This is a genomic window from Sorangium sp. So ce836, assembly GCF_028553905.1.
GTDB lineage: Bacteria > Myxococcota_A > Polyangia > Polyangiales > Polyangiaceae > Sorangium > Sorangium cellulosum_D.
Map to the genome: position 1 here is coordinate 2,537,763 of NZ_CP102233.1, position 25,861 is coordinate 2,563,623.

21 protein-coding genes and 2 pseudogenes (1 of these 23 running past the window's edge) are annotated in these 25,861 nt (G+C 71.0%); 15 read left to right on the plus strand and 8 right to left on the minus strand.

All coding sequences use genetic code 11. From position 1 onward, the window contains the following. A protein-coding gene (locus NQZ70_RS09080; RefSeq protein ID WP_408022413.1) for an SDR family NAD(P)-dependent oxidoreductase crosses the window boundary here: on the plus strand, nucleotides 1-1,861 show its 3' portion. It extends 9,764 nt beyond the left edge of the window; the window shows 1,861 of its 11,625 coding nt (coding positions 9,765-11,625); its start codon lies off the left edge, out of view; the stop codon is at nucleotides 1,859-1,861. Between the two features lie 84 nt (nucleotides 1,862-1,945). On the opposite strand, the gene NQZ70_RS09085 is transcribed toward NQZ70_RS09080, so the two are convergent. The 6 genes from NQZ70_RS09085 to NQZ70_RS09110 form a co-directional block, all read right to left on the minus strand. Then, nucleotides 1,946-2,845, minus strand: a complete 900-nt coding sequence (locus tag NQZ70_RS09085) for an alpha/beta fold hydrolase (RefSeq protein ID WP_237245167.1) — start codon at nucleotides 2,843-2,845, stop codon at nucleotides 1,946-1,948. A gap of 10 nt (nucleotides 2,846-2,855) precedes the next feature. Next, nucleotides 2,856-3,941, minus strand: a complete 1,086-nt coding sequence (locus NQZ70_RS09090; RefSeq protein WP_129573867.1) for a catalase family protein — start codon at nucleotides 3,939-3,941, stop codon at nucleotides 2,856-2,858. 28 nt (nucleotides 3,942-3,969) lie between these two features. Continuing rightward, nucleotides 3,970-5,094, minus strand: a complete 1,125-nt coding sequence (locus NQZ70_RS09095) for a hypothetical protein (protein WP_129573868.1) — start codon at nucleotides 5,092-5,094, stop codon at nucleotides 3,970-3,972. A gap of 27 nt (nucleotides 5,095-5,121) precedes the next feature. Beyond that, nucleotides 5,122-6,945, minus strand: a complete 1,824-nt coding sequence (locus NQZ70_RS09100; protein WP_129573869.1) for a hypothetical protein — start codon at nucleotides 6,943-6,945, stop codon at nucleotides 5,122-5,124. Nucleotides 6,946-7,692: 747 nt separating this feature from the next. Next, nucleotides 7,693-9,069, minus strand: coding sequence for an LLM class flavin-dependent oxidoreductase (locus tag NQZ70_RS09105; protein ID WP_165373869.1), 1,377 nt, complete (start codon nucleotides 9,067-9,069; stop codon nucleotides 7,693-7,695). 416 nt (nucleotides 9,070-9,485) lie between these two features. Then, nucleotides 9,486-10,565 carry a hypothetical protein gene (locus NQZ70_RS09110; protein WP_129573870.1) on the minus strand — a complete coding sequence of 360 codons (1,080 nt, stop codon included), beginning with the start codon at nucleotides 10,563-10,565 and terminating at the stop codon, nucleotides 9,486-9,488. 518 nt (nucleotides 10,566-11,083) lie between these two features. On the opposite strand from NQZ70_RS09110, the gene NQZ70_RS09115 reads away from it, so the two are divergent. Further along, nucleotides 11,084-11,587: a carbonic anhydrase gene (locus tag NQZ70_RS09115; RefSeq protein WP_129573871.1), complete on the plus strand. Its 504-nt coding sequence runs from the start codon at nucleotides 11,084-11,086 to the stop codon at nucleotides 11,585-11,587. Between the two features lie 67 nt (nucleotides 11,588-11,654). Here the strand turns inward: NQZ70_RS09115 and NQZ70_RS09120 are convergent. Beyond that, nucleotides 11,655-11,714 (minus strand): annotated as a pseudogene (locus NQZ70_RS09120) (alpha/beta hydrolase); the annotation flags it as partial. 200 nt (nucleotides 11,715-11,914) lie between these two features. Between NQZ70_RS09120 and NQZ70_RS09125 the strand changes: the two are divergent. The 13 genes and pseudogenes from NQZ70_RS09125 to NQZ70_RS09185 all read left to right on the plus strand — a co-directional run bounded on the left by NQZ70_RS09125 (nucleotide 11,915) and on the right by NQZ70_RS09185 (nucleotide 24,475). Next, nucleotides 11,915-12,457: a hypothetical protein gene (locus NQZ70_RS09125; protein WP_129573872.1), complete on the plus strand. Its 543-nt coding sequence runs from the start codon at nucleotides 11,915-11,917 to the stop codon at nucleotides 12,455-12,457. Further along, complete coding sequence (locus NQZ70_RS09130) at nucleotides 12,454-13,404, plus strand: phosphotransferase (protein ID WP_129573873.1); 951 nt, start codon at nucleotides 12,454-12,456, stop codon at nucleotides 13,402-13,404. Before NQZ70_RS09125 ends, NQZ70_RS09130 begins: the two co-directional genes overlap by 4 nt. Nucleotides 13,405-13,766: 362 nt before the next feature. Further along, nucleotides 13,767-14,057, plus strand: a pseudogene (locus NQZ70_RS53300) (DUF1428 domain-containing protein); the annotation flags it as partial. 21 nt (nucleotides 14,058-14,078) lie between these two features. Continuing rightward, entirely contained in the window at nucleotides 14,079-14,621 is a 543-nt protein-coding gene (locus NQZ70_RS53305; protein WP_165374633.1) for a VOC family protein, read from the plus strand. Nucleotides 14,622-14,699: 78 nt separating this feature from the next. Then, nucleotides 14,700-15,596 carry an STAS domain-containing protein gene (locus NQZ70_RS09145; RefSeq protein WP_129573875.1) on the plus strand — a complete coding sequence of 299 codons (897 nt, stop codon included), beginning with the start codon at nucleotides 14,700-14,702 and terminating at the stop codon, nucleotides 15,594-15,596. Between the two features lie 410 nt (nucleotides 15,597-16,006). Beyond that, nucleotides 16,007-16,255: a hypothetical protein gene (locus NQZ70_RS09150; protein ID WP_129573876.1), complete on the plus strand. Its 249-nt coding sequence runs from the start codon at nucleotides 16,007-16,009 to the stop codon at nucleotides 16,253-16,255. A gap of 128 nt (nucleotides 16,256-16,383) precedes the next feature. Further along, complete coding sequence (locus NQZ70_RS09155; RefSeq protein ID WP_129573877.1) at nucleotides 16,384-17,913, plus strand: amidohydrolase family protein; 1,530 nt, start codon at nucleotides 16,384-16,386, stop codon at nucleotides 17,911-17,913. A 372-nt stretch (nucleotides 17,914-18,285) separates the two neighbouring features. Further along, the gene (locus tag NQZ70_RS09160; RefSeq protein ID WP_129573878.1) at nucleotides 18,286-19,569 is read left to right on the plus strand and encodes a hypothetical protein; all 1,284 of its coding nucleotides are present in this window, start codon (nucleotides 18,286-18,288) and stop codon (nucleotides 19,567-19,569) included. A gap of 41 nt (nucleotides 19,570-19,610) precedes the next feature. Further along, on the plus strand, nucleotides 19,611-20,693 hold the full coding sequence (locus tag NQZ70_RS09165) for an ABC transporter substrate-binding protein (RefSeq protein WP_129573879.1): 1,083 nt from the start codon (nucleotides 19,611-19,613) through the stop codon (nucleotides 20,691-20,693). Between the two features lie 49 nt (nucleotides 20,694-20,742). Beyond that, entirely contained in the window at nucleotides 20,743-21,603 is an 861-nt protein-coding gene (locus NQZ70_RS09170) for an ABC transporter permease (protein WP_129573880.1), read from the plus strand. A gap of 19 nt (nucleotides 21,604-21,622) precedes the next feature. Beyond that, the gene (locus NQZ70_RS09175) at nucleotides 21,623-22,405 is read left to right on the plus strand and encodes an ABC transporter permease (protein WP_129573881.1); all 783 of its coding nucleotides are present in this window, start codon (nucleotides 21,623-21,625) and stop codon (nucleotides 22,403-22,405) included. Nucleotides 22,406-22,425: 20 nt separating this feature from the next. Beyond that, a complete protein-coding gene (locus NQZ70_RS09180; RefSeq protein WP_129573882.1) occupies nucleotides 22,426-23,181 on the plus strand; it encodes an ABC transporter ATP-binding protein in 756 nt (251 codons plus the stop codon). A 130-nt stretch (nucleotides 23,182-23,311) separates the two neighbouring features. Further along, complete coding sequence (locus NQZ70_RS09185) at nucleotides 23,312-24,475, plus strand: sigma-54 dependent transcriptional regulator (RefSeq protein ID WP_237245633.1); 1,164 nt, start codon at nucleotides 23,312-23,314, stop codon at nucleotides 24,473-24,475. Between the two features lie 118 nt (nucleotides 24,476-24,593). On the opposite strand, the gene NQZ70_RS09190 is transcribed toward NQZ70_RS09185, so the two are convergent. Continuing rightward, a complete protein-coding gene (locus NQZ70_RS09190) occupies nucleotides 24,594-25,598 on the minus strand; it encodes a hypothetical protein (RefSeq protein WP_129573884.1) in 1,005 nt (334 codons plus the stop codon). Between the last annotated feature and the right edge of the window lie 263 nt (nucleotides 25,599-25,861).

Here is a 25,861-nt window from a genome sequence, read left to right on the forward strand (position 1 = left end):
GACCGTGACGGTGGCGGCGTGTGACGTGTCGAAACGAGAGGAGGTCGCGCAGGTGCTGGCCGGCATCGAGGCCGCGCACCCGCTGACCGCGGTGCTGCACCTGGCCGGCGTGCTCGACGACGGCATCCTGTCGTCGCAGACGCCGGAGCGCATTTCACGGGTGTTCGCGCCGAAGGTGGACGGGGCGCTGCACCTGCACGAGCTGACGCGGGAGCTCGATCTGTCGGCGTTCGTGTTGTTCTCCTCGATGTCCGGGACGCTCGGGACGTCGGGCCAGAGCAACTACGCGGCGGCCAACAGCTTCCTCGACGCGCTCGCGGCGCACCGCCGCGGCTGCGGGCTCGCGGCGACGAGCCTGGCGTGGGGCTTCTGGGCGCAAGCGGGTGTGGGCATGACAGCGCACCTGGGCGAGGCAGAGCTGTCACGCATCCGGCGCGCAGGGCTTGTGCCGATGTCGATTGAGGAGGGCCTTTCGCTGCTGGATGCCGCGCTCCTGCGCGCCGAGGCGAGCCTGGCCCCGGTGCGCTTCGATCTGGCGACGCTGCAGCGCAAGCTCGACACCGGCGGCGCGCTGCCTCCGCTGTTCCTGGCCTTGCTGCGCCCGGGCCTGCGCCGGGTCTCCCCGGCATCACAGGGCACCTCGGCGATTCGCGAGCGTCTCGTGGCGCTGCCTGAGCAGGAGCGGTTGAAGTCGCTCGTCGCTCTGGTTCAAGCCGAGGTCGCCGCGGTGCTCGGGTTGCAGAGAGCGGCTACCATCCGGGCCGACCAGCCCCTGCTGGAGCTCGGAATGGACTCCTTGATGGCGGTGGAGCTTCGAAACCGGCTCTCCAGCCTGATCGGCGCCACGCTCCCCGTCACCGTGGCCTTCACACATCCAGACTCCAGGTCCATCGGTGCTTTCCTCCTCGACATGCTCCCTTCGGCCGGGGAGCGCTCGCTCCCGCGGAATGACAAGGTCGCCGGCAAGTGGCTTCGCATCCTCAGGTCGCCGCGCGTCCCCGCCGTCCGGATCGTCTGTTTCCCGGGCGCTGGAGGGGCAGCCTCTCTGTTCTTACCCCTCGCCCAGCATGTGGCCGACGACGTGGAGCTCGTGGCGATCCAGGCCCCGGCTCGGGGTGATCGGCTCGCAGAGACGCCGGTCACGGACATGAGCGTTTTCGTCAGCGAGGTGTGCGACGCGCTGCGCGGGCGACTCGACTTGCCCACGCTGTTCTTCGGCTACAGCTTCGGGACCTGGACAGCTTACGCGGTGCTGTGCGGCGCCTTGTCTCGTGGCGTGCATCGTGCGCCGCTCGGCCTCGCCGTCGCCTGCATGACCCCGCCGTCCGACGCACGACAGCGCACGATGCAACTGGGGATCGAGGAGGACGACGACACCGTCGTGAAGAGAATGGTCGCGGTCGGGGCATGGCCGGAGACAGCCCTGGACGACGGCGAGCTTCGTGCGGCGCTCCTCCCCTCGTTCCGTGCGGATGCGCGGCTTGGAATGAGCTATCGGTGGGCCGAGGAGAAGCTGCTGGACGTCCCTGTCCTCGCCGTGGCAGCGACGAGGGACGAGCTTATCCCAGATGCGTCATCCATCGAGGCGTGGCGTCAGGTGACGACAGGAGACTTTGTCATGAGCCACCTCGACGGCACGCACTCGCTCGTCCTGGATGATCCTGCGAGCCTGGCACGAGAGCTGTCGACGTGCGTGGAGACGCAGCTGTGGCCAGGGAGAGAGCGCTCGAGCGACCGCGCCACCCAGGCACCCGGCGACAGCCGCGGGGACGGCGCGGCGGCCGGTGTCGACGGCATGCCGCCGCTCGGAGAAGAGCGCGAGAGACCGGGCACCAGCCCATCGCAAGCTTACGTGGGCTGATCGTCGCGTCGCCCGCATCTCCAAAAACGGTGCCCCAGCGCTTGGAGGCAAGATTGGTCGTGATCACGACGGCGCGGCTCTCGGCTAGCGCGCGAGGAAGCCGCGGATCGCCGCGTTGACGATCTCGGGCTCCTCGTGGACGATCCAGTGGGTCGCCTCGGGCACGCGCATCACCCTCAGATCGGGGACGTAAAGCTCGATCCCGGCGAGGTTGCTCGCGGGCAAGAGGTACGGATCGCGCTCGCCCCAGATCACGAGGACAGGCACGGAGACGGTGAGCGAGTGGAGACCTCGGGTGAGGTTGCTCCCCCCGACGGGCTGGCCCGGGCCTGGAGGCCCGATCCGCGCCGCGCGGTAGATGTTGAGCCCGCCCGTCATCGCGCCCGGCTGCGCGAACGCCTCCAGGTAGACACGGACGTCCGCTTCGCTGAAATATCCCTGCGACAGCCCTGGCTCGAGGAAGATCTCCCGCAGAAAGCCGTACTCGTTCCGGGAGAGGTGCTCCTCCGCGGACCGGCTCCGGAAGAGGTGCATGTACTGGCTCGCGGCCTGCTGCGCTGGGTCCTCCCGCAGCGCGCGGTCGAAGCACGCCGGGTGAGACATGTTGATGGCGACGAGCCTCTCGACGCGCTCCGGGTGGCGGAGCGCCACGGCCCAGGCCACGACCGCGCCCACGTCGTGGCCGACGAGCACGGCCTTCTCCTCGCCGAGGTGCTCGATCAGCGCCGCGATGTCCGCGGCCAGGAGGTCGACGCCGTAGGCGTCCACGGCCGACGGCTTCGACGACAGGTTGTAGCCGCGCTGGTCCAGGGCCACCGCGCGGTGGTGGCGGCCGAAATCGAAGAGCTGCCGCTTCCAGGCGTACCAGAGCTCGGGGAAGCCGTGGATGAACAGGATGAGCTTGCCCGCGCCCCTGGACGCGTAATGGAGGCGGACGCCGTTCACGTCGGCATGAGCATGGATGATGTCGTTCCTTGGCAGCATGGCGATGACCTCACCCGAGTCCGAGCCGCGCCGGCCCTGCGCTCGACGGCGCGCGCGCGCGCCCGGCGCGCGGCGCCGCCGGCTCCTCGCGGCGAGCCCCGTTCCTCTCGTGGCGGAGCTTCGATATCGCCTCGTAGACCGCGCGCCGGGCGCGGTTCAGCCCGCCGAGCGGCCGGTGCGCCGGCAGGGCGTGCCAGGGCGTGAACGAGAGGTTCTCCTCGAACTCCGCCTGTCCCGGGAGGTCGAGGCGCTGCGCCGGGATGACCATCGTCGCGACCTTGGTGAACGGTGACAGATCCTCGCTCCAGCGGATCGTCGGATCCTCGATGGGCGTCTTCGTCGGGTGGGCCTGGAGCTGCACGAGGAAGTCGAACATCCAGTCTCCCCCCTCGAGCTGCCGCGCCACCGCCTGCTTGAGCGCGTCGTCGCCCGGCTCGACCCCGACGCCGGGCGCGCCGCAGGGCCGGGGGACCACGCAGAACTTCATCGCCCGCGCGCCGAGCCGGAACGGCGTCTGGCTGAAATACCGGGCGTGCAGGGGGTTCTTCACCGGCTTGAGCACGACGGAGAGGTAGTTCATGAGCTCGCGCAGCCGGAGGCGGGGCGGGCGGAGCGAGCAGAAATACGAGAGGGGCTTGCCCGCGCTCATGGCAGACATGAGCTCGACGTAGTCCGCGACGTTCCGCGAGAAGAACACGTCCGTGTTCCCCATCAGGAAATCCTGCGTCGTCGCGTCCTTCTCGCCGTCGAGGATCTTCTCCCCCTCGACGCCGAGCAGCTTGATCGCCATGCAGCGGGAGTCGCGCTTCATGTCCGACTGGACGCGCGAGGAGGTCGACGAGAACCGGACCCACGCCGGGTAGACGCGCGGCTCCCGGAAGACGCCGTGCCGGAGCTCGCGGGGCAAGCCCTCGTCGACGACGAAGTGGGCCCTCACGCAGCCGTGCGACTTCGGGTGCACCCCGCGGAGCGCGGGCGAGGCGCCCGCGGGGTAAGCTTGCTCGTAATTGCGCCTCATGATCTCGGTGATCTGGCGGATGCTGTCTTCCTCGCCGGGCGGCGGGGACTCCTCGTGGAGCTTGAGCGTCGTGTTCATGACCAAGATCCTCGGTGTCGTTGGGGGGTCAGGAAGGCTTGGCGACGGCGCGCTCGCGCGCGGGGAACGGCAGGGCGGTGCTCGCGACCTTCACGCCGGACGCGCTCTCCTGGCGCTTCCGGTGCTGCACCTCGTTGCGCATCTGGATGAGCCGAGCGAACGTGGTGACCCAGAAGGGCGCTCCCAGGGAGAGCAACCCGCACGAGAAGGCGAGCCCGGCCAGCCAGAACAGCGTGTCCTGGAGGAGCTCCAGCGAGGTCGGCGGGGGCGCGAGGACATCGTGGCGGTACGCGCGGAACCGCTGGACGATCCAGCTCTGCTGCCAGCCGACGCCGAGGTTCGCCTCGTCGAGGAGGGTCGCCGTCTTCTGCATCTCGAGCCCGAGCTCCTCGAGCGTGGCGTCGGGGAGCTCGGCCGGCGCGCCGGCCGGGAGCTCGCCCAGGCGCGCCGCGGTGGTCGCCACCGTGTCCGCGTGGGCGGCCACCTGCGCGCGCGCGGCGCCGCTCTGGTGGAGCCGCGCGAGCACCTGGAAGCCGTCGAAGTTGAAGAGGATGACCACCATCATCGAGACGAGGAGCGTCAGCCGCCGCACCCGCAGCTTGAACGTCTGCGACGCCGTGCCCTCGAGGGTGGGGAACCAGCGGCGCACGTACGTGGAGAACTGCTCGAGCGTCGCGTAGCGCTTCGTCGCGCTCGAGCCGCCCTGGCCGCAGCTCACCCAGCGGCTCGGCAAGAGGAGCTCGCGCCCGTCCCCGTCGGCCGGCGCCGAGGCGCCGGTGGCGATGCTGATCAGGTCCTCGACGTCGATGTACTCGACGAGGCCCGCGAGCCGCTCGGGGTCCGAGCCGTACGCGAGCTTCGCGCTGCGCGCGTGCAGGACCGGATCGGAGAGCACCTCGTGCACGAAGCGCATTTCACAGGCTTCGTTCCTGGCGAGCGCGCCATGCGCCGGGCGCCCGGTCGCCGGATCGACGACGTCGGGGTCCTTGTGGAGCGCGCGGAAGCCGTGCATGAGCGACCGCAGCATGTGGACGAGGACGCAGGAACGGTAGCGTCCGACGTTGACGATCACCTGCACGACCGCGCTCACGAACAGGCTCGCAGTGAGCATGATCATGGCGAAGGCCAGCGCGGTTTCCAAGAGGGGGATCATGACTCTGCTCCTTCTGGTCCGGTTCGATCAAAGGGTCTTGAGATAGTCGATGAGGGCCTCGCGGTCCTCCGGCGGGAGGTCGGTGCCGTACGTGTGCCCCTCGTTGCCGTTGCCCGGGATCGGCGCGCCGTTGTCGTCGACGGTGCGGTAGAGGAAGAGCGCGCGCTCGCCCTCCATCGGCTCGGTCGACACCCACCCGACGTTCCGCTCGTCGAAGCGCCGGTCGCCGCGGTAGAACTGCTTCGGCCGGAGCTCCCGCGCCTTCTCCGGAGCGAGCTTGCCGCGGGGCGCCGGCGGCTTGAGCAGGTCGGCCAGCGTGGGCACGGAGCCGTTGTGGAGGTAGGGGGCGCGCGCCCAGATCCCGTCGAGCGGGCCGGCGAGGTACTCGCCCGCGGCCCTGACCGGGCGGAAGGCGTCCTTCTCCCAGAGCAGGCGCCGCTCGCCGTACGCGTTGAGCGCGTCCGCGGCCGGCTTCAGGAACGCCTTGGAGCGCTCCGCGTCGGTCCCGGTGTCGACGCGCTCCATGTAGAAGCTGCCCTCGACCTCTTCGATCGTGCGCTTCTCCGGGTCATAGAGCCCGTGGCACGAGGCGCAATGCTCGGTGAAGACCGCGAGGCCGCGCTCCACCCGCTCGGGCGCGGGCGCCGTGAAGGGGTATCTCGGCGGCGGGAGGTCGCGGTCGAGCCAGCGCCCGATCGCGTCGATGGTGGGCTTGTTGAGCGACATCGGGACGGCGCCGACGCCGATGGCCGAGCCGCGATTGCGCGCCTTGGAGCTCATCGTGTTGCCGTCGACGTGGTGCCACTCGCGGATCTCCGCGCGCTGGTTCCAGAGCGAGGGGAAGTCGATCTGGGCCGCGGTGCCGTCGTCGGGCGCCTTGAGGACCTCGAACTTGACCGCGTTGAAGGGGTCGATGCGCCCAGGGCCGTTGTCGGCCCGGAGGTCCATCCAGTCGAACGCCCCGGAGCTCCCCCGCTTCTTCAGCTCGACGAGCAGGATCCGGTAGAGCGCCTGCTCGCGGGCGGTCAGCGGGGCGGCCCCTTCCTCGGCGAGCGCGGCGTTGATCTCCTGGATGAGCCGATCCCCGGTCACGCGCTCGTCCTGGAAGGCGCGCGCGAAGAAGCGCTTGAATCCCTGCAGGTCGGCGGTGTGGTTCGGCATCCCGTCGACGTAGACCGGCTCGCCGCGCTCGTTCAGGTACTCGCCGCGGTGACAGCCCGAGCAGTTGATGGCGACGCGCTTCAGCGCGAAGCGGGTGCGCAAGAGCGGGATGTTCAGGGTGGAGTCGGCGAGGAAGAGCCCCCGGCCCACCGGTCGCGACGCGTAATAGGCGGCGTCGTCGGCGCCGAAGCCGAAGCGATCGTAGCCGCGCCCCTTGAACTCGTCGTCGAAGATCTTCGGCATGACGCGGAAGATCCAGTAGGGGACGCCGCCGCCGAACTCGGTGCCCGTGGCGCCGTAACGGAAGCGCCACACGATGTCCTCGGGGTCGATCCCCTCCACGCCGGGCGCGAGCTGCTCCTTCGGAATGGCTTCTTCCGAAGGGAGGCGGAGGTCGACCGCGACCGTCGCGTCGAGCTGCCCTGGCCGGAAGACAAGGACGGTGAGCAGCACGAGGAAGGTGACGAGCGGGATGCAGAAGGCGGCTCGGCTCGTGCTCAGCCAGCCCGCGGCGCCCGTGACGAGCTGCCGGATCCAGGCGCCGTACTTGCCGGCGCCGCGGGGCGCGACGTCGATCTCTCCCGGCTGCGGGGGGGAGCTGTCGATCAGGGTGCGGGACACCTGTTCGTACTGCCGGAGGGTCAGGGGGGACATGCTGCTCGGAATCATGCGATCGTCGTCGGTGGGCATCGCGGTGCTCTCCTTGGCAGCGCGGGGCGAGCGCGGCTCCGGTCCTGCGGGGACCGCGCCGGGCGGCACGCCTCGGCCAGCAGGGGGCGCGGCGCCACGGGCGCGCCACGCTGCGTCGTCTGCTTCGCCCCAAGCACGGCGTGGGCCACCGGATCTGTCGTCGAAAATGTCGGGGTTTGCTGGGGAATCCGGGGGGTGCGAGCGCACGGAGCGCACGTGCACGCACGCACGGGCCCGCACGGTGCTCTGTCCAGAGGGCCTCCGGACAGGGCGCGTCGCCGGCGCGAGTGTCAGCGGGCGCACTCTCCGCCTCGGTCCGGCGCGCCCCGATCGCCGTCCTCCTCCTCCTTCGTGGACTCCAGCCCTCTTCCGAGGCTCGTCGGCCCTCGCGACATCGATGTTGCTCTCGGGTCCGCGGGCCGTGTGTCATCTCTCTGCGTCGGCGGCGGAGCGCCGCGCGCACCGCCGCCGACAGGAGGAGAAGAGCCCCATGTGCCCTGCGTGCCTCGCGTCCCTCGGAGTGGTCCTCGCCAAGGCGGCATCGGCCGGCGCCGTGACCGCCTTCGTCGTCAAGAAGCTACGGAACAGGAAGATCGCCGGCGTCCCCGCTCCACGTCCGGGGTCCGCCATCGTGACAGGCACGGCAGGACATGAGGCGTCGAGTCTCCACACGGCGCCGACGACAGGCGCGGCCGCCGGTGGATGAGATCCTGCCTCGTTTGCGCGACAGGATCGCCGGGCGCGCGCTCAGCGCGCCGCCGCCGCGGCGGCGGCCAGGCCGCCGGCCGCCCGGCGCGCCGCAAACCGGTTCTCCGGCCGGGGGAGCCCGTAGTGGTCCCGCAGCGTCGTGCCCTCGTATTCGGTGCGGAACAGGCCGCGCCGCCGCAGGAGCGGCACCACGTGCTCGACGAACGCCTCCAGGCCGGAGGGGAGCAGCGGCGGCATCACGTTGAAGCCGTCCGCTGCTCCGTGCGTGAACCACTCCTCGATCGTGTCCGCGACCTGCTCCGGCGTGCCGGTGAACGTGCGATGTCCGCGGCCGCCCCCGAGGCGCGAGAGCAGCTGCCGCACGGTGAGGTTCTCCCGCCGCGCGAGGTCGGTGACGAGCGCGAAGCGGCTCTGCATCCCCCGCACCCCCTTCACGTCGCCCACGGGGGGCAGCGGCCTGTCCAGGTCCGCCTCGGTCAGCTCGACGCCGATCAGGCCGGACAGCTGCTTCAGGCCGTAGGCCGGCACCTGGAGCTCCGCGAGCTCGTCCTCGCGCCGCCGGGCCTCCTCCTCGGTGCCGCCGAGGATCGGCACGATCCCCGGGAGGATCTTCACGAGGGCCGGGTTCCGTCCGAACGCGGCGACCCGCCGCTTGAGATCCGCGTAGAACGCTTGCCCCTCGGCCAGCGTCTGCTGCGCCGTGAACACCGCCTCGGCGTACTGGGCGGCGAACTCCCTGCCGTCCTCCGAGGAGCCTGCCTGTACCAGGAGCGGGTGGCCTTGCGGCGTGCGCGGCACGTTGAGCGGGCCGCGCACGCGGAAGAACCGGCCCTCGTGGTCGATGCGGTGGATCTTGTCGCCGTCCGCGAAGCGCCCTGTCGCCTTGTCGCCGATCAGGAAGTCGTCTTCCCAGCTGTCCCACAGCTTGAGGCACACGTCGACGAACTCGGCCGCGCGCTCGTAGCGGTGCCGGTGCTCCGGCACCTCGTCCAGGCCGAAGTTCTGGGCCGCGTCGCTGCCCGCCGTGGTGACGATGTTCCACCCGGCCCGGCCCGCGCTGATGTGGTCTATCGAGGCGAAGCGGCGGGCCAGGTTGTAGGGCTCGTTGTACGTGGTCGAGGCCGTCGCCACGAGCCCGATCCGCTCGGTCACCGCGGCCAGCGCCGGCAGCAGCGCCGTCGGGTCGAGCCGGCCCACGGGCCGGTACCGGATATCGCCCTGCAGCGCCGGGCCGTCGCCGAAGAAGATCGAGTCGAACGTCCCGCGCTCGGCCACGCGGGCGAGGTGCGTGTAGTGCGCCACGTCCCATGTGCCGGTCAGGTGGCTCTCCGGGAACCGCCACGCCGACTCGTGGTGTCCTATCGTCATCAGGAACGCGTTGAGGTGCAGCTTGCCGGGTCGGTGGGGCACGGTCACGGGATGCTCCTTGTCAGGCTCGGGGCGCGCGCGGGCGTCGAGCGGGGAGGGGCCGCGGCCGACGATGCCTGAGGCGGCGAGCGGCGGGCGGCGATCGGCGACCGCACGGCAACTGCCGTGCCGCAGGTCCGCTCACCGCGGGCGGCGACCGCCGGCCGGCGCGCGCCCGCGGCGGGCGGTGCCGAGCTGCAATGAGCCCGGAGCGCTGCTGGTGCGCTGCTGCCTCAGCAGCACCCCGGGGCGATCTGCTGCTCCGGCGCGAGCACGACGGGGGCGAGCGACGCCGCGCGGCGCGCGTCGCGCGATCTGAGAGGCGCGCTCGAGTCCTGGAGCGGGCCCGTGTGAGGCCGGTCGGCGCGTGCGCCCCGGGGCCGCGCCCGGGAGGTCTCCGACGCGGAGCGGGACGAGATCGATGATCAGCCCGAGCGAGCGCGCCGCGCGTGCGCCGCGTCGGCGATCTCGGCCTCCGGCTCGACGCTCGCGTCGTCGGGCGGCTCCACCCAGGGGTGGGTGAGGCGCTCGGGGCTCACCAGCGGCACCGACGGCCGCGGGCCCGCGGTCGCCTGGCGCGCCTCCTCGGCCGCGATCTCCAGCAGGCTCTCGCGGCTGATGCTCACCAGCTCGACGCGCAACGCCTCGGGCATCGAGCCGGCGCGCGCCGGCGGCTGCAGCTCGGCCTCGATCGCCGCCAGGGTCTCGTGGCCCACCGACGCCATGCCCACCTGGATCTCGGGCGCCGACGACAGCGCCCCGCCGAGCTCCCGCGCGACGGCGGCGTGGCCCTCGCGGCCGAGCGCCGCCTCGCCGATGCGGAGCTCCGGCAACGACGCTGCGGGTGCGGTCTCGGGCGGCGGGGACGCGTCGCGGAGCATCACCGGGCGCGCCAGCGAGCGGGGCGGTCCGCCGTTGGCCAGGAGGACCAGCCCCGCGACGGCGCTGCGCTTGCCAGCGGGCGGCGACGGCGGCGCGGCGCGCCTCGCGGGCGACGGCGGCGGCTCGCAGACGGCCGCGACCGCGCGGGTGGACGGCGGCGGCTCGCGGACCTCGGCGACCGGGCGGCGCGCGGAGGCAGGCGCCGCCTCCGCGCGCGGGCGCGACCGGGTGCGCCGGGGCCCCTTGGGCACCGGCCGCGACGCCGCCGCGGCCGCCTCGTCGATGGCGCGCAGGCCGTGCTCGAGCGCGGGCCACACGCCCTGACGGTCCGCCCACGTGGGCATGACCACGCAGAGGATCGCCTCGTCGGCCACGCCGAAGTACACGTCGATGGGCGCCGCGCCCCCGTACGGGACCAGGTCCTCGCGCGGCAGCTCCACATGACCGAGCCGGCCCTGGCTCCCGAGGCTCAGCGCTGCCTCCACGATCCGGCTGCGGCCCTCCTCGGACATGTCGCGCGGCGCTCGCCGGGTGACGAGCCTTCCCCGTCGGGTGATCACGAAGGCGAAGTCTGCACCCGCAGACTCGTAAGTCCGGTCCGAGATCTCGTCGAGATTCGCCACATTCGCACCCTACACGATCCTGGGCGGCCGCGTCCGACAATCGTGTCTATCCGGGTCGATCATGTCCCACACAGGCGATAATTGAGGACGCTGGTTGGAAGATTGCCAGTAGGGTGCAATCGTGCGCTGCGCTGCCCTGCTGAGCCGCATGGTGAGTCCCAAGAGTCACCAGCCGCAACCACGGAGCGCGCGAGCCCATGACATGAAAGGGACGGTTCTTCTCGATGGCTGTGCGGCGCGACGCCGGGGCGCGCTCGGCATCGAGGCCATCACAGCGCTGTCCAAGGCATCCATTTCTGGGGTTGAGGGGCGCGCGCCGGTGTTCGGCGTCAGGGGCGACGGCCTCCTGCTCGTCGGCAGGGACGCGGAGGCGGTCGAGGCCGCGGTCGACCGGCTGGAGGACGGGGGCGCCTGCGCCGGCGGAGGATCGCGCTGCCCGCCAGCGCTCGCCCGGCGCCGTCCGTTATAGCGGATGAATTGCTTGACAGGAGCCCCCTCCAGCCGTCGACAATGGGGCCATGAGCGTCATCGACGAGCTGCTCCGCGCCAACGAGGCCTACGCGTCCCAGTTCACCAAGGGTTCTTTGCCCCTGCCGCCAGGCCGCAAGGTCGCGATCGTGGCGTGCATGGACGCGCGCCTCGACCCGGCGCGCGCGCTCGGGCTCGAAGAGGGGGACGCGCACGTCATCCGCAACGCGGGCGGGCGCGTCGTGGAGGCGCTGCGGAGCCTCGCGATCAGCCAGACCCTCCTCGGCACCGAGGCGGTGGTCATCGTCCACCACACCGATTGCGGGATGCTCACGTTCACCGACGAGGACATCCGCCGAAAGCTGCGGCAGACCCTCTCGGCGGATGCCGATCACGTGGCCTTCCTGCCGTTCTCGGATCTGGACGCGTCGGTCCGCGACGATATCGCGATCTACCGGAGCTCGCCGCTCGTGCGAAAGGACATCCCCGTCCGTGGGTTTGTGTACGACGTCCGCACCGGGCGGCTGCGCGAGGTCGAGGCGAGCCGCGCGTAGGCTCGACCGCGCGTAGACCAGGCGGGTCGTCAGCAATCGCCGCGAAAGGGAGCTTCTGCTCCCAGCCCGTCTGCCAGTGGCGAGGCCCCGAGCCGGAATCACCAGGGACCACGAGCAGCGGCGGCATCCTGCGAATATCTTCCACCTGGCGCGCCAGGGCGCGAAGCGCTAACGTCGTCGCTCTGGGTGCGCAGGGGCGCCCTCCCCGCCGGAAAGAAGCCTTTCACCCTGCAACGCGACGATCGCGGGTCACCTCGCACCGTCATGAGCACGTCGAGATCCTCGGGCCGAGGGAGCGGGCAGCGGCCGATTCGAGAGGAGACGTCCATGATGGATCCCGTTCGCGAGCTGAAGATCCGCGCCGAGCTGCTGCACAAGCGGCTCGCGTCGAACGACGCGCAGGCGCTTTCCCGCCTGCGCGCGCTGCCCGAGCTCGTGCGCGCCGACGAGGCCGCGCTCGCCGCGGCCGTATCCGGCATTCGCCGCAAGCACTGCCTCGCCGTGGTCGCGCGCGAGTGCGGCTTCTCGAGCTGGGAACGCGCGCGCCTCGCCCTCGCGGGAGAGCCCGGCGCGCCCGAGCTCGGGACCTTGCTCTACGGCCGGGATGGCGGCGTGCTGCACCACTGGTTCGCGACCTACGACGAGGCGCGCGCCCACCTCGAGGCGCTGCCGCAGGCGCCGCGCAGCTATCTCCTCACGTACAAGCGCCACTTCTTCGTCGCCGATCGCGCGTTCGTCGCCTCGCTCGGGCTCGATCCCGACGACCCGGACTGGCGGGCGATCGGATGGGACTGGGCGCGGCCCGCCGACCTCGCCGCGCGGAGCCGCCTGTACGCGAAGCGGCTCGCCGCGGCGCGGGGGGCGGCATGAGCGCCCCGGAGCTGCACCCGGACCTCGCCGCCGCGCTCGCCGCCGCGTTCCCCGGGCGCCCGGTCGCCGACGTGACGCCGCTGTCCGGCGGGTTCTCCGGCGCCACGCTGCTCGCGTTCGCGGTCGACGGCGCGCCGTACGTCGCGAAGCGCTGCGCGCCCGATCCGAGCGATCCGGGGCGCTTCGCGCGCGAGACCGCGTGCATGCGCCTCGCCTCCGAGCGCGGCGTCGCCCCGCGGCTGCGCCACGCGGACGCGCGGGCGGGCGTCACGATCATGGACCGCATCGCGGGGACGCCGCTCCGCCCGACGCGCGACCCGTCGCTGCTCGGGCGGGTCGCGGCGACGTTGCGGCGGCTCCACGACGGTCCGCCGTTCCCGCGCGGCCCGTCGCGCATCGACTTCCTGCGCTCCCTCGACGCGCAGTGCGCCGCGCTCGCGGGCGTGGGCCTCCCGGCGGAGCTCGTCCGCACCGCCGACGAGCTCGAGCGGGTGAGCGCGCCCCACGCGCGCGCGGCCCCGTGCCACCGCGACCTCAACCCGAACAACGTGCTCGTCTCGGCCGACCGCGTGTACCTCGTCGACTGGACGACCGCGGGCGCCGGCGATCCGTTCGTCGATCTCGCGCAGCTCGGCGTGTTCGCCTATCCGCGGCCCGAGCAGCGCGAGGCCCTGCTCGAGGCGTACCTCGGTCGGCCCGCGAGCGACGACGACCGCGCGCGGGCCCGCGTGGCGCGCGCGATCGCCCTCGCCTATTACGCGGCGGGCTTCTTCCTCGCGGCAGCTCGCCTCGGCGGGCTGCCCGCGGGCGAGGAGCCCCGCCCGCTCGCGGAGGTCCTCGCCGCGTTCGGCGCCGCGCCGGACCGCACCCACCCGGGCACCGTCGCCGCCGCCCTCCTGCGCGAGATGCGCCGGGAAGCGCAGGACGTCTCGCCCGGTCGGTCGTGACGTCCCGCTGACGGCGCTCGGCGTGGTCGCCTCACGGCGATCGCGCTCGTCTCGACGCTGCGCCGAGCTGAAGCGTCGCCGCGTCGGCGCCAGCTCGGCGCGACCCGGCAGCCATGCGGCAGGACAGGAAGGCTCCACGAGAAGATCGGGAGTCGCCCCTCTCCGAGGGGCGCGCAGGGTGCATTCCGAATGCGCGTCTCGATTTCTCCCGCTGCGGGCCGTGGCTCGCTGCCGCGGGCCCGTTGGCCGCGATCCGCTCGGCCGGCCTCGGCGCGATCGATTCCCGTCCATGGTCGAGCCCGCCGTTCGTCTGGATCCGCCGTGCTTGACGCCCGAAACGGCAGGTCTGCATAATCGCGCCCATGAGCTATATCGACGGCTTCGTGACTCCGGTGCCCACGGGCAAAAAGGCAGCTTATCGCGAGCTCTGCGCGAAGGCCGCGCAGCTCTTCCAGGAGTATGGTGCGACGCGCGTCGTCGAGTGCTGGGGCGACGACGTCCCCGATGGCAAGATCACCGACTTCAAGGGCGCGGTGAAGGCCGAGGCGGGCGAGACCATCGTGTTCTCCTGGATCGTGTGGCCCTCGAAGGAGGTGCGCGACCAGGCGAGCGCGAAGATGAGGGACGACCCGCGCATGCAGACGACGGAAGACCCGCCGTTCGACCCCAAGCGCATGATCTGGGGCGGGTTCGCGGTCCTCTTCGACTCGGGCGGCGAGGACCGCAAAGCGGGCACCAGGGTCCAGAAGATCACGCCGCACCTCTGGTACGCGAAGGAGGCGGAGGAGGCGGCTCGGTTCTACGCGTCGATCTTCCCCGACTCCCGGGTGGACCGCGTGACCGCGCTGCCGAGCGACACGCCGGGCGGCCCCGCCGGCTCGGTCAAGGTCGTCGAGTTCACGCTGTGCGGTCAGCCCTTCATGGCCATCAGCGCCGGCCCGCTCGACCCGTTCAACCACTCCATCTCGTTCGTGGTGAGCTGTGACGACCAGGCCGAGGTGGATCGCTATTGGAACGCGCTGCTCGAGGGCGGCTCCGCCGAGCAGTGCGGCTGGCTCAGGGACAGGTTCGGCGTGTGCTGGCAGATCGTGCCGACCGCCCTCGGCGACCTGATGGCCGACCCGGATCCCCAGAAGGCGCGCCGCGTCTCCGAGGCGATGCTCAAGATGGTGAAGCTGGACATCGCCGGCCTCAAGGCCGCACACGAAGCGCGCTGAGCGCCGGCGCTGCGCCGCTTCGGTCGCCCCCGGTCCTCCTTCTTTGGTATACAGTCCAGGACAGAACTGGGGGTCTGAATGACCTGTGATTTGGATTACAACGATGTCGTTGCGGAGAACGAGCGCCTGAGGCAGCGCATCCGGGAGCTGGAGCATGCCGAGGAGGAGCGGGCTCGCCTCCAGGAGGCGCTGCGCCGGAGCGAGGAGCATGTGCGCCTCTTCGTCACCTACACCCCGGCAGCGTTCGCCATGTTCGATCGCGACATGCGCTACGTCATGGCCAGTCACCGCTACCGGACGGACCTCGGCTTGGGCGACCAGGAGCTCGTCGGCCGGAGCCATTATGAGATCTTCCCCGACGTCCCCGAGCACTGGAAGGCGATTCACCAGCGCTGCCTCGCAGGGGCCTCGGAAGGGAATGATGAGGAGCCCTTCCCGCGGAGCGACGGGCACGTCGAATGGGGGATGTGGAAGATCTTCCCGTGGTACACCCCGAACGGCGAGATCGGCGGGATCATGCTGTTCACGGAGGTGATCACCAAGCGAAAGCAGCTCGAGGACCAGCTCCGGATGCAGGCGAAGACGCTCCTGGAGCTGTCGGCGCCCATCGTACCGATCAGCCAGGGCGTCCTCGTGCTGCCGCTCGTGGGCGCGCTGGACACCGCGCGGGCGCAGCAGATGATGGAGAACCTGCTGAGCAAGGTGGTCGAGCGGCAGACGCGGGTGGCGATCATCGACGTCACGGGCGTGCCGCACATCGACACGGCCTCGGCGAACGCCCTCCTGCAGGTCGCGCGGGCGGTCCGGCTACTCGGGGCGCAGGTCGTCTTGACGGGCATCCGACCCGAGGTGTCCCAGGCCATCGTCAGCCTCGACATCGACCTCTCCGGCATCGTGACCCGCCGCGACCTGCAGAGCGGCATCGCGTTCGCGACCGCGACGAGCCTGCCGGCCTCGCCTTCGCCTTCGCCATGACGCACCCCCGCTCGGGCTGCTGCTGGAGCAGCACCCCGGCAGCACACGCCTGCTGCCCCAGCAGCACGAGGGCGTCCGGTATAACGGATTCGCGTCTTCCGAAGCGGACATAAGCCTGGTACGCCGCGTGCAGAACGGAAGCGACAGCGGAGCAACGAACGTCGCTTCGCTCTTCTGACTGGGTGCGCGGCGCGCGCTGCGACCCGCTGATCTTCCTTCGCCATCGGGAGGCGTCGGGCTCTTCAGGCCCTCTCCATCTCTCCCCCGGGACGGCGCTCAGGAGAGGGCGGTCGCGCTCGCCGCGCGGCGCGCACCTGTCGGCTTCCGCCCGGCCCGCCCTGCTGTACCCGGCGAAGGCTTTGGTCCGCGCAGTGCAACGCGTCAGGGCGAGTGTTCACCTGAAGACAGCCATGAAAGACCCCGTGATCGCGCTCGCTGCGATCCCATCCATCCTCGCCGGCATGATCGTGACGAACGCGCGTCCAGGCGTGCCGGCCGTCGTGCGGCGCCGCGCCGCGACGAGCGCTGCCATCGGCGCGCCGGCGCAGGCGCGCTCCTCCCTCCGGCGCTCGCCGCAGGTCCCGCCCCGCCGGGTCGGCGCTGACGTCGAGCGATGGACGGCCACCCGCTGTCCGAGCGCCGCGCTCGCGGCGCTCTAGCTCGAAGGCCTCTCACGTTCTCAGCACAGGAGCGGTCGCCCCTCGGCGCGCCGCCTCATGCGCCTTGATCGCGGCTGCCGCGCGCCGGAGGCGAGCGCGCGGCGCGGCCGCACCCTGGAGACATCGTCATGAGCATCTCATCCTCTCATCTCTCGCTGAAAGACGGCAAGAAGACCTCCCGCTCGCGCGCGGTGCGCGACAAGCTCGATTACCCGGTCATCGACACCGATCTGCACACGATCGAGTTCGCGCCGATCCTCGAGGATTACATCGCGAAGTACGGCGGCGCGAAGTACGTCGACGAGTTCCGCCAGGCGATCAACCGGGGCTTCGGCTACCTGAGCAACGAGTGGTACGAGCTCACGCCCGAGCAGCGCGCCGCGCAGCGCTCGGTCCGCCCGCCGTGGTGGGCCCTGCCGACGAAGAACACGCTCGACCTCGCCACGGTGTCGCTGCCCAGGCTCCTGCACGAGCGGCTCGGCGAGTCGGGCACGGACTACGCGGTCCTGTTCCCGAACGTCTCCACGTTCGCCACCCACGTCGGCAAGGAGGATCTGCGCCGGGTGCTCATCCGCGCGGTGAACGCGTATCACGCCGACGTGTACCGGCCGTACGCCGACCGCCTCACGCCGGTCGCCGCGATCCCGCTGCACACGCCGGAGGAGGGGGTCGAGGAGCTCGAGTTCGCCGTGCGCGAGCTCGGCCTCAAGGTCGCGCTCATCCCGGGCAACCTCCGCCGGCCGATCCGGGCGGTGGCCGAGAAGTACCCGTCCCGCCACCATCCGGACGTCGCGCGGCACGCGAACTGGCTCGACACGTTCGGCGTGGACAGCGAATACAACTACGACCCGTTCTGGGCCAAGGCGGTCGAGCTCAAGATCGTGCTGACCACCCACTCTGCCGGCATGGGGTGGACCAGCCGCAGCTCGGTCTCGAGCTACATGTACAACCACATCGGCCACTTCGCCTCCGCCTCCGAGGCGCTCGCGAAGTCGCTGTTCTTCAGCGGCGTGACCCGGCGGTTCCCCGATCTCCGCGTCGGCTTCCTCGAAGGCGGGGCGGCGTGGGGCGCGACGCTCTTCGCCGATCTCGTCGGCCACTGGGAGAAGCGCAACGGCCGGGCCGTCCAGAACTACAACCCCGACCTGATCGACGCGAAGCTGCTCTACGCGCTGTACCAGCAGTACGGCGGGCAGGAGGTCGAGGCGCGGCTCGGCGACATCAACGCCGTCCTCGGGGGGGCGCTCGGCGTGTCGAACAACTCGCGCCGCCAGCCGCAAGACCCGGCCGCGCTCGACGACTTCGCGGCGGCGGGCATCGAGCGGCTCGAGGACATCCGCGATCGGTACGTGCCGAACTTCTACTTCGGCTCGGAGGCGGACGATCCGACGATCGCGTACGCGTTCAACACGAAGGTCAACCCGCTCGGCGTGCAGCTCAACGCCTTCTGGGCGTCGGACAGCGGGCACTGGGACGTGCCGGACCTGACCGAGGTCCTCGCCGACACCTGGAGCCTCGTCGAGCGCGGGGCGCTCACGGAGGCGAACTTCCGCGATCTCGTGTTCACCCATCCTTACAACTTCTTCGCCGGCAAGAACCCCGGCTTCTTCGCAGGGACCGCGGTCGAGCAGAAGCTGCCGAAGAGCAAGGCGGCCTGACGGCGATGCGCCGCGCGGGGCTGACGGAAGCAGCCCCGCGCGGCGGTGATGACGAATCAACGAACCTCTTTGGATCATCCATTCATGCGTCTGCTTGACCGTTCAAGAACAGCTGTCCCCACGATCCTCGCGACGGCCATCGCCCTTTGCGCGACCCAGGCGAGCGCCCAGAACCCGCCCGGCAGAGCCCAGGGGGAGCGACCGGCCCCGGCGCCAGCGGGCGCGGCCCCTGCGCCCGCCGGTGCGGCCCCAGCGCCAGCGGGCGCGGCCCCGGCGCCTGCCGGTGCGGCTCCGGCCGCGACACCGGGCGCCGCGGCCGCCGCGCCGGGCGCCGCCGCTGCGGACCCTGCGGCCCCCGGCGCAGCCCCGGGCGTGCCGTCCCCGGTCTCGGCGCCCGCGGGCGACGCGGCCGCGGAGGCCTTCGTCGAGCCCGATCCCAACGCCGTCACGCGGGACGACCTGCAAGGGCTCGTCACCGACCTCGAGAACTTCAAGTTCCAGTGGCAGCGCGAGCGCGATCTCCACACCGCCATCTCCACGCGCTCCCTCACCATCGGCGGCGTCGTCCAGACGCGCATCGGGTGGTCGGAGCAGCCGGTGAACACGGCGACCTCGAACGATCGCAAGGTGACGTTCGACACGGGCGCCGCGCTCCTTTCGTTCAACGGCATCCTCTACAAGGACTACGAGGAAGGGCGCAACCTCACCTACTCCCTGCGCTTCGGCGCCTCGCCCCAGCAGGCGAGCAACAACAGCTTCCTCAACCTGCTGGACGCCCAGCTGTCGTACTCCGTGCTCCCCACCCTCGCCCCCGAGGACTGGGTCTTGCAAATCACCCTCGGACAGCAGCTCTTGCCGTTCGGGCTGGAGGTGCCGGCGAGCGAGGAGCTCAAGCCCGTCATCACCAACGCGCAGTTCACGACGCGGCTCGGGCTCAACCGGCGCGAGCTCGGCCTCATCATCCGCGGCGACATCCTGCCGCAGGTGGACTACGGCTACAACTACCGGGCGCCCATCCTCGCCTACGCCGTGGGCCTCGTCAACGGGAGCGGCCCGAACACGCCCGACGACAACAGCGAGAAGGACATCATAGGCCGCCTCGCGTTCACCGTGCCGTCCGACTACAACTCCATCCTCCGGCAGATCACGCTGGGCGGGAGCGTGTACATCGGCTGGCAGAACACGTTCCTCAAGGACGAGAAGAAGACCCTGTCCGGAAAGGGCGCGAAGCGCCGGTACGGCGGCGATATCTACTACAACCATTACCCGATCGGCGTCACCTACGAGTTCATCTACGGCCAGGACGACGTCACGCTCGGGACGACGCTGGAGGATCCCCAGAAGACGAGGCTCTCGAGCCTGTCGCACGTGGCGACGTTCTTCTACAACTGGGGTGAGCAGTTCCTGCGGGGCTACCGGAACCAGGGTCGGTACGACGACTGGTGGCCGAAGACCTACCAGCCGTTCATCCGCGTCGACCTCTTCGACCCGAGCACCGAGGTGCTCGAGAACCGGGTCGACGTCTACACGCTCGGCTTCAACGTCTTCTTCGCGGAGACGACGAAGTTCCAGCTCAACTTCAACCGACGGGACGACCACACGAACAAAGAAGGGGCGCAGCACGAGCTGCTCGCCCAGCTGCAGGGCGGCTTCTGACGCGTCCCGCGGCGCGCGGCCATGGATTCGGAGAGGACATCATGAGACGAGCTCTTATCATTCTACAGATCTTCATCGCGGCGCTCTTGACCTTCTCGACGCACGCGGCGCGGGCGGACGCGCCGCGCGTCATCCGCGTCGCGTTCGCCGGCGTGGGCATCGGCAACCGCCCCTTCGTGGGCGGCAGCAGCCTCAGCGTGGTGCACGCGCGCGGGCTCCTCGAGGAGGAGTTCAAGAAGGACAACATCAAGATCGAGTGGTCCTTCTTCAAGGGCGCCGGCCCCGCCGTCAACGAGGCGTACGCGAACAACCTCCTCGATTTCGCGCTCCAGGGCGACCTGCCGTCGAGCATCGGCAGGGCAGGGGGGCTCAAGACGAAGCTGCTCGCGGGCGTGTCGACGCGCCAGCACACGTACCTGGCCGTCCCCTCGGACTCGCCGATCTCGTCGCTCGCCGACCTCAAGGGGAAGAAGGTCGCCCTCTTCAAGGGCACGAACCTCCAGCTGGCCGTCAACAAGATCCTCGCGGGGAGCGGGCTGTCGGAGCGCGACCTCCGGATCCTCAACATGGATAACGCGACCGCCAAGGCGGCCCTGGCCACGAGGGACATCGACGCCGCCTTCGGCGGATACGACCTCCTCACGCTCCAGGACCAGGGGATCGCGAAGATCGTCTACACGACGAAGAACGACTCGCCGGCCTACCTGCGGCACGCTCACCTGATCGTCACCGAGGAGTTCGCGAACAAGTACCCGGACGTGACCAAGCGCGTCGTGAAGGTGGTCGTGCAGGCCGCCCACTGGATCGCGCAGAACGAGGCCAACCCGGCGCCGATCTACCAGCTCTGGTCCAAGTCGGGGACGCCGTACGCGAACTTCAAGGCGGACCAGACGGGCGACTCGCTCAAGGTGCGCGCGAGCCCGCTGTTCGACGAGTACCTGATCTCCCGCTACAAGGCGGCCGTCGCCGACGCGAAGCGCTTCGGCCTGATCAGGAGCACGTTCGACGTCGATTCGTGGATCGACCTGCGGTTCCTGAACGCGGCGCTCAAGGAGCTGAACCTCGAGGGCTACTGGCCCGAGTTCGACGCGAACGGGAAGGTCAAGCACCCCGGAAGGCAATGAGAGGAGCGCGCGCGGCACGGCGCACGGCCACGATCGAAAGGCAACCAAGATGACGCAGCAGGGAATCCAAGAAAGCCAGACCCAGGCCGCCTACAAGCTCGCGGCGCCCGAGGTGGCGCTGCCCACGGGCGGCGCCGCGCGGCTCCTGTCGCGGCGGGTGGGCAACGTCGCCGTCGGGCTCATCTTCCCGGCGGCGCTCCTCCTCGCGTGGAGCTACGCCTCGCAGCGGGAGCTGATCCCGCCGCAGATCCTGCCGGCGCCGGGGCTCGTCCTCCAGACGCTGACCGAGCTCGCGAGCTCGGGTGATCTGCACACGAACATCGCCATCAGCCTCGGGCGCGTCTTCGGCGGCTTCGCCGTCGGCGGCGCGGCCGGCCTGCTGCTCGGCGTCGCCATGGGGCTCTCGCGGCGGATCGAGGACTACGTGCACCCGCTCTTCAAGGCGCTCGCGCAGGTCCCCGTGCTCGCGTGGCTGCCGCTGTTCATGATGGTGGTGGGCATCGGCGAGTCGCTGAAGCTGATCCTCATCGCGCAGGCGAGCCTCATCCCTGTCGCGCTCAACACGCTCCAGGGCATCAAGAACGTCCCTCGATCGTACATCGAGGTCGCCCGGGTCTTCCGGTTCAGCAACGTCCAGCTGCTCCGGAAGGTCGTGCTCCCCGCCGCGGTCCCGTCGATCGCGGTCGGGATCCGGTACGGCCTCACGCAAGCGTGGCTGTCGCTCGTGACGGTCGAGCTCCTGGCCTCCTCCGAGGGCGTCGGGTTCTTGATCGTCTGGGGCCGCCAGCTCTTCCAGCTCGACGTGGTGCTCGCGGCGATCCTCGTCGTCGGCGTCCTCGGGCTCGTCCTCGACAAGGGGCTCGAGAAGATCGAGGCCCGCCTCCTCCGCTGGCGGCGCGCCGCCCTGTGACACCCGCGAGGTCCGAACGATGAGCGCCATCACGCACGCATGGATCCAGCCGCGGCTGCGGCGCGGCCTGGTCCTGCCCATCTTCTTCGTCGCCGCCTGGATCGTTGTCTGCCGCTACGAGCTCGCCAACACGCGCATCCTGGTCCCGCCGCTCGCGGTCTGGGAGGCCGCGAAGGCCCAGCACGAGAGCGGGGAGCTCTGGGCCCACCTCCGGGCCAGCCTGGGCCGGGATCTCCTCGGGCTCGCGCTCGGGACGCTGGCTGGCACGGCGGTCGGCGGCCTCCTCGCGCTCTCGCGCACCGCCGACAGGCTGTTCTCGCCGAGCTTCCACGCCGCGAAGCAGGTCGCGCTGTTCGCGTGGATCCCGCTCATGTCGGTGTGGCTCGGCGTGGGCGAGCAGGCGAAGGTCGCCTTCATCGCGCTCTCCGCCTTCTATCCGGTCGTCGTGAACACCTATGAGGGCGTGCGGAGCGTCGGTGTCGAGCACATCGAGGTGGCGCGCGTCCTCCGCTTCTCGCGCTGGCAGGTCGTCCGCAAGGTCGTCCTGCCGTCCGCCGCGCCGTCGCTCTTCGCGGGCGTCCACCAGGCGCTCATCTATGCGTGGCTCGGCACCCTCGGGGCCGAGTACCTGCTCGAGCCCGCGCCGGGCATCGGCAGCCTGATGGTCGACGGGCGCGAGCGCTTCGCGATGGACGTCGTGCTGGTCGGGCTGATCGTGTCCGGCCTCGTGGGCTTCGGCCTGAACCTCTTGGCTACGGCCGCGGAGGACCGCCTGCTCCGCTGGCGCGTCCGCGGCGTGTGAACATCTTCGAGGAGGAATCCATGAGCTCGCCTGGAGTCATCAACATCCGTGATGTGAACAAGAAATACGTGGTCAAGGACGAGTCCCTAGAGGTGCTCCAGGGGATCGGGTTGACCATCCACCCCGGCGAGTTCATCAGCGTCGTGGGCACGAGCGGTTGCGGCAAGTCCACGCTCCTCCGGCTGCTCGTCGGGCTGGACACCGAGTACGAGGGCGACATCCTCGTCGGCGGCGCGCGCGTTGAGGGGACGAGCCTCGACCGGGGCATCGTCTTCCAGGAGCACCGGCTCTTCCCCTGGCTCACCATCGAGCAGAACGTCGCGCTCGGGCTCGAGAACTCGGCGTGGACGCGGGCCGAGAAGGCCCGCGCGGTCGATGATCACCTCGAGCTCGTGGGCCTGTCGGCGTTCAAGCGGGCCTACCCGCACCAGCTCTCCGGCGGGATGGCGCAGCGGGCGGCGATCGCGCGCGGGCTGGTCAACCGGCCGGGGATCCTGCTCCTCGACGAGCCGTTCGGCGCGCTCGACGCGCTGACCCGCACGAAGCTGCAGCAGGAGCTCCAGCGCATCTGGCAAAAGGAGCAGATCACGATGATCCTCGTCACGCACGACGTCGAGGAGGCCGTGTTCCTCGGCGATCGGGTCGTGGTGCTCGAGCCGAGGCCGGGGCGGATCAAGCGCGTCGTCCCCGTCGACGTGCCGCGCCCCCGGTCGCGCACCGATCACGACATCAAGGCGCTCACCGACGAAGTGCGCGGCTACCTCCTCGAGGCGTAGCACGAGCGGCCCCGGATCCGTCCGGGGCCCCCGGTAAGGCCGCGCCTGAGAAAGATCTCTGGCGCACGGCCAGGTCGTCCGTTATAATGGACGGAACATCCGCTATCATGGTGAGTAAAGCCCGATGACGATGCCGTTGCTCACGCTTCCCAACCCGAGCTCGCTGGCTCTTTCCCTGCGCGCGAAGGCGCTGGTCTTCGAGGATCCCCGGTCGCAGGCGCTCCTCGACCGGATCCGTCAGATCGCGCCCAGCGACGCGACGTTGCTCGTGACCGGGGAGACCGGCACGGGAAAGGAGCTCGTGGCGCGTCACATCCACGCGCTCAGCCACCGGCGGGGCCGGCCCTTCGTGGCGGTCAACTGCGGTGCCTGGTCGGAGTCGCTGGTCGAGAGCGAGCTGTTCGGCCACGAGAAGGGCGCCTTCACCGGGGCGACGACCTCGAAGGCCGGCTGGTTCGAGGCCGCGGACGGCGGCACGCTGTTCCTCGACGAGATCGGGGATCTGTCGCTGCCGCTCCAGGTGAAGCTGCTCCGCGTGCTGCAGGAGCGCGAGGTGGTGCGGCTCGGCTCGCGCCAGCCGATCCCGATCGACGTGCGCCTCATCGCGGCGACCAACGTGAACCTGGAGGAGGCGGTGATCGCGCGGAAATTCCGCGAGGATCTCTTCTATCGGCTCAACGTGGCGACGCTCGCGCTCCCGCCGCTGCGCGAGCGGCCGGGCGACATCCTGCCGCTGGCGCGGTTTTTCCTCGAGCTGTACGCGCAGCGGCTCGGCTCGGCGCCGGCCGCGCTCTCGGCGGAGGCGACGGCGCGGCTCCTGGAGCACCCGTGGCCCGGGAACATCCGGGAGCTCGAGAACGCGATGCACCACGCGCTCCTGGTCTGCAGAGGGCACGAGGTCACGCCGGCGGATCTGCGCCTGACGGCGCTCCAGCCGAAGGCGGGGACGAGCCCTCCGCCGTCGGATCGGGGGGGCGCGGAGGCCGTGTCCCAGGTGCGGCCGACGCCGCAGGCGACGTCGCTGGAGGGCGCGCTGCTGGCGCTGTTCGAGCAGAACCTGCCGAACCTGCACGAGCAGATCGAGGAGACGATCATCCGGACGGCGTACCGCTATTGCGATCGCAATCAGCTCCAGACGGCGAGGCTGCTCGGCATCAGCAGGAACATCGTGCGCGCCCGGCTCGCGCAGTTCGGCGAGCTGGCGCGCTACCGCGCGGTGCGCGGCGGGGCGGCGGGCGCGGCGTTCGGGCGGGGGGAGCCGAGCACGTCGTCGCGCGCTCCAGGGACGAGCTAGGGGGCGCGTCGCTCGGCGGCGGGGCGCGTCCGCTCGGGGGGGGGGCGGGCGCGTCTGCTCGGGGAGGCGGGGGCGGGCGCTCAGCTGCGTGGAGCGGCTGAGGCGCCTCCGGCGCGGTTCAGGAGCGCGACGCGGGGGACTGCCGAGAGCGAGCCGGCGTGCGGGGGCGAGCCCTCGCGCTGTGGGTCCTCGTCCCGAGGGCCTCGCGCACGGTCGTCGCGGTGGCGGCCTGCGCGATCCACCGGTCGAGCTTCGCTGCGTCGGCGCAGGCCCGGATGCGCGCTTCGTCGTCGTGCGAGGGCGAGAGCCCGCGCGCCCGCAGCAGCGTGAGCAGCGCGTCTTGGCGGCCCTCGGCCCTGCCCTTGGCCTCGCCCTCGGCCCGGCCCTCGGCCCTGCCCTTGGCCTCGCCCTCGGCCCGGCCCTTCTTCCGCCCCTGCGCTTCGAGGAAGAGGCGCAACTTCCTGGCGGCGGGGGTTTCCGGGATCTTGTCGGGGTTCATCGAGGCCTCCCTGAGGAGCTCCAGCATCCGCTCGCTGAGCACGGAGAGGATCGCACGCTGCTGGGCCCGTCGCAACGCGCGCGGCAGCCGCTCGGTCAGCTCGAACGCCCGCTCGACGACGGCGCGCGCCCCGGGCCCATGGCGGTGCTGCATGGCCCACGCCGCGAAGAGCGCGAGCTCGGGGTGGCGCTCGTCGAGCAGCGCCTTGCCCTCGTCGGCGCCGAGGTGGAGCACGACCGGCCTGAGTTGGAGCTCAGTCCCGAGGCGCGTGCGCACGCACGCGACGCGCTCGGCCCAGCGGGCGACGGCGCGGCGCGCGGTGATGACGATCACGTCGCCCAGCGCGCCGGTCTGACTGAAGAGCAGGCTGGCCGCGAGGGGCCACCGCCGCCGCTTGGCCGGATCGACGCCGCGCTGCAGCTCGACCAGGACCCAGCGGCGCCGGCCGCCCTGAAGCACGAGATCGAGCCGCAGCTCTGCGGGCTTCACGAAGCGGAGCGTGGCGTCGGCCGGCTTGAGGCTCCGCGGAAGCTTCACGCCGGTGAGCTTGGAGACGAGCGCGCCGAGCAACCCCGGTTGCTCACGCAATGCGACGATCAGGACCTCGTGCGGTGTGCTCGGCACGGCGCCGTGACTACGCCGAGAGGGCGGTCGCCGGCCAAGTTCTGTTCGCCCACCCGCGCTCACGCCATTTGCAGCGCATCGGGGCCACGCAGAAACCCAAATGGGCGCGTCGCGCAGCGCGGAATCAACGAGCCCTCACCGCCGCGTTTGCTTCACCGCTGCGCGGCGCTCGATGGCAAGCGCACCGGGGGTGTCCACCCGGCGCCCCGCTGGTCCCGCGTCTCTCGAGGACTCGCCCCGCTCCCGTCCGTCGCGCGACGCGG

What these genes read in the sequence shown, in the direction of transcription:
- NQZ70_RS09090 (WP_129573867.1), bottom strand. Translation starts at nt 3,941, where the DNA reads ATGAACACGACGCTCAAGCTCCACGAGGAGTCCCCGCCGCCCGGCGAG.
- NQZ70_RS09175 (WP_129573881.1), top strand. Translation starts at nt 21,623, where the DNA reads ATGAGCGCCATCACGCACGCATGGATCCAGCCGCGGCTGCGGCGCGGC.
- NQZ70_RS09155 (WP_129573877.1), top strand. Translation starts at nt 16,384, where the DNA reads ATGAGCATCTCATCCTCTCATCTCTCGCTGAAAGACGGCAAGAAGACC.
- NQZ70_RS53305 (WP_165374633.1), top strand. Translation starts at nt 14,079, where the DNA reads ATGATCTGGGGCGGGTTCGCGGTCCTCTTCGACTCGGGCGGCGAGGAC.
- NQZ70_RS09185 (WP_237245633.1), top strand. Translation starts at nt 23,312, where the DNA reads ATGCCGTTGCTCACGCTTCCCAACCCGAGCTCGCTGGCTCTTTCCCTG.
- NQZ70_RS09130 (WP_129573873.1), top strand. Translation starts at nt 12,454, where the DNA reads ATGAGCGCCCCGGAGCTGCACCCGGACCTCGCCGCCGCGCTCGCCGCC.
- NQZ70_RS09125 (WP_129573872.1), top strand. Translation starts at nt 11,915, where the DNA reads ATGATGGATCCCGTTCGCGAGCTGAAGATCCGCGCCGAGCTGCTGCAC.
- NQZ70_RS09150 (WP_129573876.1), top strand. Translation starts at nt 16,007, where the DNA reads ATGAAAGACCCCGTGATCGCGCTCGCTGCGATCCCATCCATCCTCGCC.
- NQZ70_RS09180 (WP_129573882.1), top strand. Translation starts at nt 22,426, where the DNA reads ATGAGCTCGCCTGGAGTCATCAACATCCGTGATGTGAACAAGAAATAC.
- NQZ70_RS09170 (WP_129573880.1), top strand. Translation starts at nt 20,743, where the DNA reads ATGACGCAGCAGGGAATCCAAGAAAGCCAGACCCAGGCCGCCTACAAG.
- NQZ70_RS09115 (WP_129573871.1), top strand. Translation starts at nt 11,084, where the DNA reads ATGAGCGTCATCGACGAGCTGCTCCGCGCCAACGAGGCCTACGCGTCC.
- NQZ70_RS09165 (WP_129573879.1), top strand. Translation starts at nt 19,611, where the DNA reads ATGAGACGAGCTCTTATCATTCTACAGATCTTCATCGCGGCGCTCTTG.
- NQZ70_RS09145 (WP_129573875.1), top strand. Translation starts at nt 14,700, where the DNA reads ATGACCTGTGATTTGGATTACAACGATGTCGTTGCGGAGAACGAGCGC.
- NQZ70_RS09085 (WP_237245167.1), bottom strand. Translation starts at nt 2,845, where the DNA reads ATGCTGCCAAGGAACGACATCATCCATGCTCATGCCGACGTGAACGGC.
- NQZ70_RS09095 (WP_129573868.1), bottom strand. Translation starts at nt 5,094, where the DNA reads ATGATCCCCCTCTTGGAAACCGCGCTGGCCTTCGCCATGATCATGCTC.
- NQZ70_RS09100 (WP_129573869.1), bottom strand. Translation starts at nt 6,945, where the DNA reads ATGCCCACCGACGACGATCGCATGATTCCGAGCAGCATGTCCCCCCTG.